Annotated in this window: 6 protein-coding genes; 2 read left to right on the top strand and 4 right to left on the bottom strand. The window is 37.2% G+C overall.

The features are described from left to right. Positions 1-245 precede the first annotated feature (245 nt). From DXD04_RS12200 to DXD04_RS12190, 3 genes are read right to left on the bottom strand one after another with little or no spacing between them, the layout of a single operon-like run. Complete coding sequence (locus tag DXD04_RS12200; RefSeq protein ID WP_409034804.1) at positions 246-1,445, bottom strand: DUF2264 domain-containing protein; 1,200 nt, start codon at positions 1,443-1,445, stop codon at positions 246-248. 42 nt (positions 1,446-1,487) lie between these two features. Further along, positions 1,488-2,732, bottom strand: a complete 1,245-nt coding sequence (locus DXD04_RS12195; protein WP_117673557.1) for a glycoside hydrolase family 88 protein — start codon at positions 2,730-2,732, stop codon at positions 1,488-1,490. A 26-nt stretch (positions 2,733-2,758) separates the two neighbouring features. Then, positions 2,759-4,663: a heparinase II/III family protein gene (locus tag DXD04_RS12190; protein WP_117673556.1), complete on the bottom strand. Its 1,905-nt coding sequence runs from the start codon at positions 4,661-4,663 to the stop codon at positions 2,759-2,761. Positions 4,664-5,015: 352 nt separating this feature from the next. On the opposite strand from DXD04_RS12190, the gene DXD04_RS12185 reads away from it, so the two are divergent. Together DXD04_RS12185 and DXD04_RS12180 are read left to right on the top strand one after the other, a co-directional pair. Next, positions 5,016-8,234 carry a SusC/RagA family TonB-linked outer membrane protein gene (locus tag DXD04_RS12185; protein WP_117673555.1) on the top strand — a complete coding sequence of 1,073 codons (3,219 nt, stop codon included), beginning with the start codon at positions 5,016-5,018 and terminating at the stop codon, positions 8,232-8,234. Positions 8,235-8,267: 33 nt separating this feature from the next. Beyond that, positions 8,268-10,088, top strand: a complete 1,821-nt coding sequence (locus DXD04_RS12180) for a RagB/SusD family nutrient uptake outer membrane protein (protein WP_117673554.1) — start codon at positions 8,268-8,270, stop codon at positions 10,086-10,088. A 32-nt stretch (positions 10,089-10,120) separates the two neighbouring features. Here DXD04_RS12180 and DXD04_RS12175 read toward each other — a convergent pair whose 3' ends face one another. Beyond that, on the bottom strand, positions 10,121-14,146 hold the full coding sequence (locus DXD04_RS12175) for a hybrid sensor histidine kinase/response regulator transcription factor (RefSeq protein WP_259299553.1): 4,026 nt from the start codon (positions 14,144-14,146) through the stop codon (positions 10,121-10,123). Positions 14,147-14,254: the final 108 nt, after the last annotated feature.

The following is a 14,254-nucleotide window of genomic DNA, read 5'->3' as shown; positions in this document are numbered from 1 at the left end:
GAAAACAGCTGCAAAGCCTGAAGCTGCGAATGGAATACGGAAAAAGGAACGGAATTTTTACACGAACGAAAAGGAACTTTTTACGTTTCCGTTACGAAAAACCTACGGCTCCGCAACGCAAAACGTACGGTTCGAACGGCGGAAACATATAGTTCAAAGGAAGAAACTATACAAACGACCATCACATTTAATAAAAAAACTCTTTGACTTTTCTACAAAACCAAAGAGTTTTTTATTTAAAGATATTATCTTCTTAGGGAAATGTGTCCATCAATCGGAAATCTTTCACCTTTCCATGCTTTTCTCGAAGTCCAATCTTCAGCTGGATCAGACCAAAATGGATGATCAGCAGGAAGTCCCAATGGCAAATAGACTAAAGAAGTCATATAAAGACTTCCATTATTCGTATAATAATTAGCCAAATTAGGCTGGTGTCCCACAAATCCAAGTTTCAAGAAATTCTCGTTATCAAAATTACCCTCAACAGAAAACATATTTTTCATTACTGCGGTAAGTGCACTTCGGATTTGTCCATTTTTCAGGTCCTCTGGCAAACCATATTTCCATGCGGCAAGCGCCATTGATTGAAATGCCCCCATACGATACACCACAGATCGGCCAAATGCCGGATAGGTGCCTTCAGGAGAAATAAGTCTTTCTATGAAAGTATTAAAGCGCTGCATTCTTTTAACCCCTAAAGAAACAGAAACTGGAGTTGAAAATTTATTAGCCTCACAAACCTCTAATACTTCCACATACATCGGATGTATTACATAAGAGTTATAATAATCCAAAGCAAATTCCGGTCCATCACTATACCAGCCATCACTCAGATACCATTCATTTATCTTATTGACGGCTACAGTTAGTGCATACATATCAGCCTTTTCGCCTATAGACAAAAGAAAGGCCTCAGTCATGGCTCTAAAAAGCAACCAGTTATTATACGCCGGCCGTATCACTCTCAACCCGATAAACCTATCGATATATCTTTGCTTAGTTATCGGGTCCAGTCTATTCCAAGTTGCTTCAGGTGCGCGCATAAAACTTTCTGCAATATAAGCCGCATCTACCAATATCTGAGTGGGCCCTTCCCACAACAAGCAGTCCGGGCTATCAGGATTTACCGCATTTTTATACGATGATATAGCCCAGTCACGGAGTTGTTTTCTCATTCTACCTTCTTTACTTTCATCATCTGGCAAAGCAAGCCATGGTGAAATACCAGCCATCAGGCGTCCAAAGGCTTCCATATAAGCCACTCGTTTGTCTCTTCCATCCCAAGTCGGACTAAGCTCCAGATTCATGTTCTTCTGCAATTCACCTTTACTCATATTTTCAAGTATAGGCTGCGCTATCTTATAACATAGTTCGGTCCAAACTTCCCGGTCACTAGCCTGTGACTCTTTATCATTTTTTGCGACAACATGAACAGATACTAACATAAGTGCTACTAAAAGCACACTTTTAATTTTCATCATAGTCATTTATTTTAATGCAAGGTTTTTACTTTTTTCTATGTCTACTTTTCGTTTCAATGCTTCCAGATAATAATAATCTGCATAATTCAAAGGAACATCTATTTCGCTGTTATGAGGAATACTTCCCACTGAATGCATCAGAATAAACCGCCCATTCTCACCTAATCTTGCTGTGTAACGCTCTGAAGCAAGGCTTGCCATAATATGGTCAGCATATTCCTCATAGGAAATCGCCTCAGGCACTCCCAATGTGCAAATCTCGTACAAAGCAGAAGCTATAACAGCTGCAGAAGAAACATCTCTAGGCTCATCAGGTATTTTAGGTGCTTCCATGTCCCAATAAGGAACAAGGTCCTCAGGCATCTTTTTATGGTTCTTCATGAAATTAAAAGTCTTTATGGCCTGCTGTAAATATTTTTTATCGCCCGTATAACGATAACACATTGTAAAACCATATATAGCCCACGCTTGTCCACGTGACCAAACAGATTCATGAGAGTATCCTTGTGCTGTATGACGGTGTCTTACGCTCCCGTCTGAAAGACTGTAATCTATGACATGATAACAACTTCCATCTGGACGAAACTGTTCCTTCAATGTTCTGTCAGCATGCGCTACGGCAATCTTATAATAAGTAGAATCACCAGACAGTTTTGTTGCTTCAAACAACAATTCCAGGTTCATCATGTTATCAATTATAACCGGACATTCCCAGCCTCTTTGAGCCTGCCAACTATTTCCAGAAACATTCCAACTTTGTATAGTTCCAGGTTTTTCCCGGAAACGGGTACATAAAGAGTTAGCTGCTTCTATCATCACATCTTTATATTCGGCCTTTCCTGATAACCTAAGCCCATTACCATAACTACAATTCACAATAAACCCTATATCATGATGCCAAGTAAGTTTTTTAGCCTCATCCAACGCCTCCGTATACTTTTGTGCAACAGAAAGAAGCGTATTATCATCCGTAAGTTCATACAAATACCACACACTTCCTGGGAAAAAACCACTTCTCCAGTCTGAGAACCCACAATAATAAACTTGCTCGTTCTCGTTCAAAGTCACAGGATTCAAAACCTTGCCACTCGCCTCAATTGTATCAATCTCCAATCCAATCTGACACCTAGCATTTTCAACAGCCTGCTCAACCCAGGATTTTTCAGTTGATTCTGCTTTTTTCATACAGCTTCCCAACCCACAAACAGTTGCTGCTACACAACAATTTAATAACAATTTTAAAATACCCATAAATATTTTCACGCATTAAGTTTAACTTAAAAAGAGATTGTAAAAGTATAACAACCCTTTTGCTCTTTTTCTTTAGCAATAAAAGACAACCTATAGACCTCCGCTCCCCATACAGACGACAATTTTTTATCCGTAAGTTTTACACATTCCTTTTTTACTTTAAACATCTTAGTATCATATTTCAACGTACCTTTAACCCCATTGACAGAAATCTCAATTACACCATCTTTTATGATTATGTCTCCCCATGACAAGAAATTAATCACATTTTCTTTCTTTATCTCATTCAGTTCAAACCGGTCACTTATCATAAGAGCGTCAGACTTCATTGTATAAGAACGAATCCATTTCTTCACTCCAGCTTCATCAGGATAAGCTGTAGCTATGTTCGCAGAGAAACTATTCTTCGTAGCTTTAACTTCCGTAGCCTTATACTGGCGTCCATACTTTTGAGGAACCCCGTTTATCATCGGCAAATTATGATAATTACTTTGCATAGTCCAAATCGTGTATCTTTCACTACTAAACGTCTGTCTTGTGTAAGTACCAACTCCCGCATCAATAATAACCGGCATATTATTTACCCACAAAGAGAAACTGCCCGCATCATTATGATTATGGCTTTCATCATTATATCCTCCTTTTGCGGCAAAAAAGGCCTTCTTATTTCTTACATAGCAAAATTCCGTCTCAGGATACCAGGTATAAGAAACACCTGTATAGGCTTCTTGATACGCACATAATTCATCCTCCACTAAAAAAGCTTCTAAAATACGGAACAGATCACGACCTCTAAAAGAAATCTTGCTTCCCTTATTTTGCATTGAAGCAAACTGCTTCAAGATGTCACTCTTTACAGCTTTTCCATATCGGTATATAAGATAAGGGTCTCCACCTCCTTTGGCAGAAGCATCCGCAAAATTAACAACCCATCCATTCCCTACATAACTTCTTGCAATATACTCTCCCATTGCTTTAATCTGCGGATTGTCAAATATTGAGATTTTACCACCAGTTATCCGATTCAACAAAACAAGATAATCGAGACATTTTCCTGAAGCATGCCCCCAATAAGAAGGTCCTTCTTCACATGCTCCGTCAGAGTGAACATAATTAAGGAACTTATCCACCGATTGCATACTACGGGAAACAGCTTTAGAAAGACGGTCTACATCATTCTCCAGCAGCATAAATGTCATCAAACAATTACTATTGCACCATGGATTCCAGTTATTCACCATTTGCCCTTTATAATTCGCAGCCAGCCACCAAAAACTATCATTATTCAAATAAGGTTTCATTATTCTTTCATCCAGTTCTCTGTATAAGCGTCGGGAAATTTCCGGATCTATCTTGTCAAATTCTTCATGCATAAAATAATATACCCATGATAAAAGACTTCCCAAATCCCCAGCTGTTAAATCAATCAAAGGATAAATGGGTGTAGGCAATGCACGGTGTGTAGGCTGAGTCACCAAATGGGCTGACAATGCCCAAGATGTCATTTCACAAGTATGAAAGACTCCATTAATAAGCTGGTCTATAAAACGTCCCCTCCCTTCTGCCAGTTCAGCAAGCATAAGCCTCACGATAGCTTGATTGTTGTCATCAAAAGGCCGTTCCATAATCTCCCGATTTCCACTTCTTTCAAACTCCAGATAGTCTGTTGCCTTTACCACTTTCCAAGTGTACCCTAAAAGCGACTCTCCATTTTTAATAATTTCATCTTTATATTCCCCTAAAAACCGACTCCATCCTTCCCGATCTTTATAAGAAGGATACTGAACCCATTTTTGATTTAAGACAAGGCACTCCGCAAGACTTTCCTGAGCCGCCACATGTTGAAGAAAATTTCTCTCAGTATAAGCAGCCACTTTAATACATGAAAGAAAAACGAAGACAATTAAAGAAAAAAAACTTTTTGTTTTCATGATATTAGTATTATTAATTAACAATGCAATATTAAGGCTTAATCATATAACAAGGTATCAATATTGTACATAGTAGATACACAAATTGTATAGATCACTTCCAGCACTATTTTATACAAGAAAAAACAGTTTCTTCGAGTTATTAAAAGCTGCGCAATCAGTAATTTCATATAATCACCTATAAATTAATAAGATACGCACCACCTATTCTAACAATTATATTGACATAAAAATATTCCTAAAAAAATCTCCGGATTTTTTTTACATATATATCGGACAATTCGTATAATAGAATTTACAGATTCTAACAATCTTTGCTATGTCAATAATTCACAAACTTAAACTTATACTTATGAAAAGTGCTAGGAACTACAAAATCTCCATGACCAGAATTTTGGCAGGAGTTTCTTTAGCTTTTTTTGCATCAGGCATAGCTACCGCAGCCAACGAATCATCGTCACCACATGCAGATGCAATTGAAAGTATTTTACAGCAAAAAGCAATTAATGGTAAAGTTCTTGATGCGGCAGGTGAGCCTATTATTGGAGCTAACGTAATTGTGAAAGGAACAACTAACGGAACGATTACCGACATTGACGGAAATTTTACCCTAAATGTTCCTTCGGAGTGTATTCTTCAGGTTTCCTATATTGGATTTAATACACAAGAAGTAAAAGTTACTTCTACTACCAACAACATTACTGTAAATCTTAAAGAAGATACGGAAACACTGGAAGAAGTAGTAGTAGTAGGTTATGGTACTCAGAAAAAAGTAAACCTGTCAGGTTCTCTCTCTACCATCAATGTAAGTGAATTAACAGAAAGCCGTCCTATCACAAACGTATCTCATGCATTGTCAGGACTTGCAGCCGGTGTCAGTGTCCAGATGTCAAGCAACCAGCCAGGAAATGATGACGCCTCCATCAAAGTACGCGGTCAAGGAACACTTAATGATTCTTCTCCTCTTGTAATCATAGATGGAGCTGAAGCCAGTATCAATACCGTCAATCCTCAGGATATTGAAACAATGACAGTATTGAAAGACGCAGCATCTTCTGCCATCTACGGTTCACGTGCTGCCAATGGTGTCATCTTAATAACCACCAAACAAGGTAAGTCAGGTAAAATTAAACTTGACTATAACGGTTATGTATCATTTACCTCTCCTTCTATTCCAAGTTCTATGGATCCTGTTTCCAATTATGCAGATTACATGGAATATATCAATGAAGGATATAGAAACTCAGGAATGGCCGAAAAGTTCTCTGCACAGACCATTCAAGAATGGAGAGACAATGAAGGGAAAGATGCCTTGCGCTATCCAAATTCAAACTGGATTGATGATACATTCAACAACTCTGTATCACACAATCATGTAATTTCAATGAGTGGAGGAAGTGAGAAAATAAGATTCTATTCTTCATTTGGTTATCAGAACAATCCGGGAGTCATGGATAATACAGGGTTTGAAAAATATAGCGGTCGACTCAACATTACAGCAGATATCAAACCTTGGCTAACTTTAGGAGCATACGTAAATGGGTATGTATCAAACATGGATCCTGCGGCCAAATATACAGATACCTCAAGCACATCAACCTCTGTAGATGACGTATTCACATACGCTTCTGCCACTACTCCAGGCATGGTATTTCAAGCACCCGACGGAAGATTTGGTGCGATGAATAATCCAGAAGACGATGCACAGAGCGCTGTCAATAACCCACTAGTACGCCTTAACCAAGTAGCCGGTAACATTGCAAAACACAATTTGAGAACTCGTTTTGTAGCTACATTAAAACCATTCAAAGGATTCAGCATCACAGGTTCTTATTCATATGATGTTGTAGATGAAGAAAGAAAACGTAAGCCTGTCATCCTGGAACAATGGAACTTCAGAGACGAACTGATTACACGTACCACAGAAGGTAAATCAAGCATCATGAACTACGACGGAAAAACACAACGCTATTTCAATGATGTAGTAGCCAGATATGAAAACCGTTTCATCAATGATCAGTTAGGGCTGAATGCAATGATTGGTGCCAGCCAGGAAAGATATTACCAACATAACTTCCAAGCGACCAAGTATGACTTAATCGACTATAGTCTAAACGTGATAAATGGAGCCACAGGAGACGCCAGTGCATCTGGATCAAGTACTGAATGGGCTATGCGATCTTTCTTCGGACGTGTAAACCTTGACTGGAACAACAAATATCTGCTCGAATTAAACCTTCGCGCTGACCAGTCTTCACGCTTCCTCTCTAATAAAAGAACAGGGTATTTCCCCTCAGGTTCTTTTGCATGGAGAATCGATCAGGAAGAATTTATGAAAGGAGCATTAGAAAAAGGACTTAGCAATTTAAAACTTCGCCTTTCATACGGTTCATTAGGGAACAATTCTGTAGGCAACTACGATGCGCTTGCTACTTACGCAATTGATAACAGTAACTATTCACTAAACAACCTGCTAGTGCAAGGACTTGTTCAAACCAAATTGGCCAACAGGGCACTTACCTGGGAATCAACTTATATGACAAATGTCGGAGTTGACTTTGGGTTCTTCAATAACCGTTTTACTGGAACAATTGATTACTTCCACAAACGTACCAAAGATATCCTTATCGAACTACCTGCTCCTTTGGTACATGGTTCAACCGATATTCCCAAACAAAACAGTGCTATTGTAACTAACCAAGGAGTTGAATTTACTTTAGGATGGCAAGATAAGATTGGTGACTTCTCATACGGCATCAATGGAAACTTCACTTATGTAAAAAATATTGTCAATAAATTTAAAGGAAGAGACAAAGGTGGTATGAGTATTGACGGCGCAAACGTTATCTGGGAAGGCCATTCCATCAACTCACAATATCTTTTGAGAGTTGACCGCATCATCCAAACAGATGAAGACCTGCAACTTGTTCAACAGATTATAGACAACGCAAAACAATTATATGGTAACAACATTGCAGAAAATCAAATATTCTCTTCAGGTAAGCCAGAAAAAGGAGACTTCTTATACAAAGATACCAATGGAGACGGACTGATTAACTTGGATGATAGAGAAATTGTGAGCGACGGTCCTAATCCTAAGTTCCAGTTCGGACTTAATTTAAATGCATCTTACAAAGGGCTTGATTTCTCTGTTCTTTTCCAAGGTCAGGCTGGAGCAAAAATCTACTGGCAAAATGATTTAGCCAACACGGCTTCTGTACGTTATGGTTATCAGATGAATAAAGAAGTTGTAGAAGGAAGATGGTATGAAGGAAGAACTACATCTGCCGAATATCCAAGACTACTTGAATATTCAAATAACAAAAACAAACAGATGAGCGATTTTTATCTGCAAGATCTTTCATTCTTAAAAATACGTAATATTCAGTTAGGATATACCTTACCTAAATCAATTGTATCCAAAACCTCTCTCGAACGTATCCGTGTTTACGGAAGTTTGGAAAACTTCTTCACCTTTACTTCTTTTAGAGGATTTGACCCTGAATTAGGAGGAACACTGGGATATCCGACCATGAAAAATGTGGTAGTAGGTATTAACGTATCTTTCTAACATAGTTTTTATAACCATTTATGATTTACCATTATGAAAAAATATAAATTAATTGCAGTTTTAGCTGCTTCAATGGCATTCACCACAGGATGTTATGATTTGGATGTTTTTCCGGAAGATCAATTAAATTCTACTACTTTCTTCCAGACTCAAGCCCATGCTGACCAAGCCATGATGGGAGTTTATAGCCTGATGACAGACGAAGACGTCTTTGGCCGACAATTTGGTTTTGATTGCTTAGGAGGTGTTGGCAGCGGTTACGACCCAGCTTCATATGCCACCATCGCAAGAGGCACCTATACTAGTAGCGAAGGATTTGTTACAAACAAATTCCAGAAACTTTATGAAGGAATTTCTCGCGCCAACATCGTCTTACAGAATGTAGACAAATGTGATATGACAGAAGAGTTAAAAGAGCGGTATAAGGCAGAAGCCAAGTTCATGCGTGCATTATATTATTTCACTCTTATGGATTTTTGGGGAGGAGTTCCTATCTACGATGAAACTACCATTGTAGAAGATGAGTTTATGAGCATGCTCAAACCCAAAAGTGACATTGAAACTGTAAGACAATTTATCCTGACAGACCTTGAAGAAGGAATAAAGAAACTGCCTGTCGAATGGGATAGCACCAACAAAGGAAGAGCCACATCCGGAGCTGCCCTTGCACTAAAAGGGAAAGTACTTCTTTATGCTGGGAAATATGATGAAGCCAAGAAATGCTTCAGAGAACTTATTGGTGAAACAGAAAATTCTCAATATGCAGGAGTGTATAAACTCTACGAAGAAGGTGAGAACCCTTATTCAGACCTGTTCAAACCTGGTGGTGACGAAAGTAGTGAAATGATTTTTGCCATACAGAATATTGGTGGAATTGGACAGGACTTCGGTATGCCAACCACTTTCTACATGGGAACAAGAGCTGCATTTGGTAGCTGCTGGAACAATGTAATGGCCTCGGTCAATCTTGTAGATTCTTATGAATGGAAAGATGGATCACCTTTCAGCTGGACAGAAGCAAAAGCCTCATACGGCTGGAATGGATATCCAACCTATAATGATGCTGTTGAAAATACAGAAACAAAGAAAAAAGAATACCCAATGCGAGAAGAAGTCTTCTACTCCAAACTTACCGAAGACAATAAAAGTGTAAAAGAATACACAACACACAGAGCTGAATTATTAAGCATGTATGAAAATCGTGACCCAAGAATGGCGTCAACGGTGATTCTTCCATACACTCAATTCAAAGGTTGGGTCAGCAATAAAGCTAAAGATACAGAATTTGTCATGACAAAAGAAGTCGGAATCTGCAACGAGACCAATGGATTCATACGTGTCAACGGAAACTATGAATACTATCCATTCCGGAAATTTGTAGCAGAATATGATATGGATGGAGCAATAAACAACCGTGCAGATACCCCTATTAACTTCCCACTTATTCGCCTGGCAGATGTATATCTAATGCTGGCAGAGTGCTATATCTTCTCAGAATCTGGCTTTGACAAAGACAATGCAGTGAAGTACATCAATAAAGTACGTACAAGAAAAGGAGTAAATATGCCTGAAATCAACAACGGTACCCCACAAATGGCAGCCAATACAAAAGAGGAAGTTTTTGAACGTTTGCGCCACGAACGTACAATAGAACTTGCTGCTGAAGGACATAGCTTTAGCGATATGAAAAGATGGAAACTTCTTGAAACTTTAAATGGCCCCGTATATGGAATAGCCTTATACAATGCTTATTACACACGTGTTGTGACAGAAAGAGATTACTTATGGCCATTCCCATTGTCTGAATGCGAAAAAAATCCTGATTTGGCTAAAGGACAAAACCCTGGATGGTAAAAATAATTTCTATGGAAAAAGGCGTCTAAAAATTAGACGCCTTTTTCCATAGAATTATTTCTAGAACTTTTCCTATAATTTTGAGGGGTTACTCCATACTGATTTTTAAAACACCTACTAAAATAGACAGGCGAACTAAACCCACACTTATCACCCACTTCTGAAACTGGTATATCCGGATACTTCTGTAACATAGTAGCAGCAAACTTAAGCCTGTAATTTAGAATAAAATTATTAGGAGTCATACCAGTTAAGGCCTTAAATTTTGAATACAGAACAGAACGTCCTACCCCAATCTCTTTACAAAGTTCCGGTATATCAAATTCCGTATCATCCATATGTGCCTCAATAGCCTCAGAAGTTTTCTTCAAAATCTCCTGATCAAGCAAATTAATACTAGTCAGATCAACTTCCGTTATTGGATTTTTACGTATCTGGTTGTGTATTAACAATCTATTTCGAACCAAGTTATTTGCTCTTGCAAGTAGGATTCTCGGATTAAAAGGCTTCGAGATGTAATCATCCGCTCCTCTATTAAGGCCTTCAATATTCTGTTCTACACTATTTAATGCAGTAAGAAGTATAATAGGAATATGACACAAGTCAATATTGTTCTTTATTTTCAGACACATTTCCGTTCCGGACATCTCAGGCATCATAATATCCGAAATAATTAAATCAGGCTTATATTCATATGCTTTATCTAATCCTTCCTTGCCATTACTTGCCATTATTACCTGATAAAAAGGTGAAAAAAGCTCACATAACACTTGAATAAGCTCGTCATTATCTTCCACAACTAAAACCGTATATTTTTTTGACTCTCCTTCTTCGCTTTGGAAACTTTCTTCGTTAGCAACGGCACATATTCCAACTCTACTATCCTCATCTGTCTCCTTCAAATCTGACTCCTTCTCCCGATCCGCAAAATGAACATGCTCATCATGAATATATCTTGCATCACCAAGTGGAAGTTTTACAGTAAATACACTACCCTTTCCCAACTGACTATCTAAGCAAATTTCTCCATGATGTTTCTCTACAATACTCTTCGTAAGAGCCAAGCCAATTCCAGTACCTGGAGATGTAGCAGTCTCAGAAGATCCTTCAATCTGATAAAAACGATCAAAAATACGATTAAAATCACCCATTGCTATACCTTTTCCAGTATCATGTATTGAAATAGCCACATTCTCACCTTCCACGCATATTTTAATCTCAATACTACCTCTCTCCGTATATTTAAAAGCATTCGACAACAAATTAAGAAACACTTTCTCTAACTGCTTTGAGTCAAACCAGCATAATATTACTTCCTGATTGGAGAAAAACTCATATTTAAGTCCTTTACTATGTGCATAATCACTAAATACATAAAATATCTCTTTCATAAAAAGGCAGATATCTTTCTGCGACATATTCAGCGTATATTTATTTTGTGTAAACTTTCTAAAATCCAAAAGCTCAGAAATCAAGTTATTCATATATTGAGCACTTCTCTTAAGCTTCAAAACCCGGTTATACACCATTGGTTGTAGATTGGGCATCTGAAGAAGAGATTCTATGTGACTTATTATTAAGGTAAGTGGAGTACGAAACTCATGACTTACATTGGTAAAAAACACCAATTTTTCATGATTAAGTTCTTCTATATGCTGCTTTTCAAATCTCTCTTTTTCAAGTGAAAGAAATAAATCATTTTTCTCTTTTCTATAACGTATTATCATCCAAACGATGGTAATAAATATAATGATATACAAAACCCATGCATACCATGTGTTATACCACGGCAACGAAATACAGATATTAAGTACAGCCATATCCTGTGCATCACCATCTGCCATTCTAACACACAATGTATAATTTCCAGGAGAAAGATTCGTATATCTCGCAAAAGGAACTGTAGTCGAAATCCAAGTCTTATCAAACCCTTCTAATTTATATTCAAAAATCTGTTGTACATGCCTGTTTATATAATCAGAACTAGCAAACTCTATAATTATATTATTTTGCGATGAAGCTAAATCTATTCTATCTGTGAATGCCAAAGATTTTTTCAGGATTTTTCCTTCCTCCGATGGATGTATTATAGCGTTATTTACATTAATATTAGAAAAATAAATCGGTTGTTTATGTTGTAACGGAGATAAAAAATCAGACTCTTCAACACGTGTTATCCCCTTTGTATCGCCAACGTAAATTATATTTTCCTTAGAAATACAGATGCCACATCCATATATAATAGGAGCTTTTAAATAATCTTGCTTTATACTCGCAAACGTCTTTTTATCCGTATCAAACATAGTTATTCCTCTATCTCCTATAAGTATCAATTTACCATTTAAGGTCAATCGGGAAGAATAACAATAATTACTGGGAAGATTACTATTATATGATGTATAGGTATTAATTGTCTTCAAAGAGGTATCATAAACAATCATTCCACTGCCTAAAGTACAAATATAAAGTTTTTTATCTACTGAAAGAATATGCGACACCTCTCCTAAAGCATGAAGTGATATTATTTCCTGTTTATGAGGAGTATCAAGAGAAATTGCTTTTATATTATTTCCAGATGTAGTATAAAAAGTTCCGTTCTTATCTATATCAAAAATCATTGCTTCACCAAAACAATCTGGTAAATGAGTAAATCTGTTTGACCGAGTATCGAGCAAAAACACTCCCTCTCTTGAGGAAACAACAATTTTATTTTTCCACTTTTTGACATGGTGTATAATTCTTCCCGGCATAACGGGAGATTTGTAATCCGTAGAATAATTATAGAAAGTCTTCTTCTTAATGTCATATCGAGACAAGCCTCCAAGATGTGTACCTATATATAGCATATCATTATCCATATCATAGCACATACTTTTCACATTATTATGAGGAAGCCCATGACGTGAAAGAGGCGTGGCAGTAAATTGCTCCACAGTTCTCCACCCACGATCTATACAACTGACTCCTCCTCCATCCGTACTTATCCACAAATTCCCTCTTTTGTCCATTATCATTTCACCAATGTATGAATAATAAAGACTAGACAAATCCTTTGCCTGATAATCGTAATGAATTACACTATTTCTTGTTGGGTTGAAATAATTTACGCCCCCAAAATAACTTCCAGCCCAAATATTTCCTTGCCTATCTTTGAAAAGCGAAAAAATAGAAGGATGATTAAGCCCACCCGCATACTGCGGAATATTTACGGCTGCATAAGTATGGTTTTTTATATCATATTTCTGTAAACCCATAAAAGTGCCAAACCATATATTCCCATCATCGTCTTCAACAAATTCACGAATCTGCGGGTCAATTATACCGTTTATGCCATTCGGACAAAGTGGAATTTTCTCTATTCTATCATTCACTCTCCGATAAAGTCCATTCATTCTCGTTCCTATCCACAAATTATGTTTTGAATCTTCATATATTCTATAGATATCTTCTCCCGGTAAAAGGTACTGCTCCTCCCAAAGTGCGCCAAAAGGAGAAATAATTATACCATCAGTCGTACCTACATACATATTGTCTCTGTCAACTTCAATTACATTAACAGAGGTAGATTCAGGTAAAATTTTATAAATGCTTTTTTTATGAGTTTTGAGATCATACAAAAATATGTTGTTCCTCTGTGCATACAAAATATTTCCTTTATATGCAGTCATAGCCGTTACCTTCCCTCTATTATCTATCTTACAAAACAGTTCGGTTTGCACATCATAAGCATACAAAAAGAAATCAGAAATAAAATACACTTTATTGCCATCTACAAGATTTTCTGATACAATGGAAGATATACTATTACCAATCCATAATTTCCCATCTTTCCCATTATCTACCTCACCCTTGTAATATTTAATCTTACCTCCGTCATAGACATTTAAACCTTCTCTTGTACCGAACCACATTCGCCCCAAAGTATCCTGTCCTATAGCCATTACAGAAGGCTGAGATAGCCCATTGCCTACACTAAGATTCTGAAAATATTGTGCATTGGATTTTATTGTCGTCAATATTAATAATATAAATAGTATAAAAAATAACTTTCGCATCATTTTATGCTTGCATTATTTATGAATAAGTTGAACATAGTTAGATTTCCCGACTACAAAGTCTATGGTTTATCGTGTGCCAAATTTAAAAAATTATCGTACGTATATCAA

This window comes from Phocaeicola plebeius (assembly GCF_003437535.1).
Lineage (GTDB): Bacteria > Bacteroidota > Bacteroidia > Bacteroidales > Bacteroidaceae > Phocaeicola > Phocaeicola plebeius_A.
The sequence above is the reverse complement of the archived record's forward strand: the minus strand, read 5'-3'. Positions and strand labels throughout refer to the sequence as shown.

Excerpts from the sequence above, each read along its gene's own strand:
- DXD04_RS12180 (WP_117673554.1), top strand. The coding sequence starts at position 8,268 with ATGAAAAAATATAAATTAATTGCAGTTTTAGCTGCTTCAATGGCATTC.
- DXD04_RS12190 (WP_117673556.1), bottom strand. The coding sequence starts at position 4,663 with ATGAAAACAAAAAGTTTTTTTTCTTTAATTGTCTTCGTTTTTCTTTCA.
- DXD04_RS12195 (WP_117673557.1), bottom strand. The coding sequence starts at position 2,732 with ATGGGTATTTTAAAATTGTTATTAAATTGTTGTGTAGCAGCAACTGTT.
- DXD04_RS12185 (WP_117673555.1), top strand. The coding sequence starts at position 5,016 with ATGAAAAGTGCTAGGAACTACAAAATCTCCATGACCAGAATTTTGGCA.
- DXD04_RS12200 (WP_409034804.1), bottom strand. The coding sequence starts at position 1,445 with ATGTTAGTATCTGTTCATGTTGTCGCAAAAAATGATAAAGAGTCACAG.
- DXD04_RS12175 (WP_259299553.1), bottom strand. The coding sequence starts at position 14,146 with ATGATGCGAAAGTTATTTTTTATACTATTTATATTATTAATATTGACG.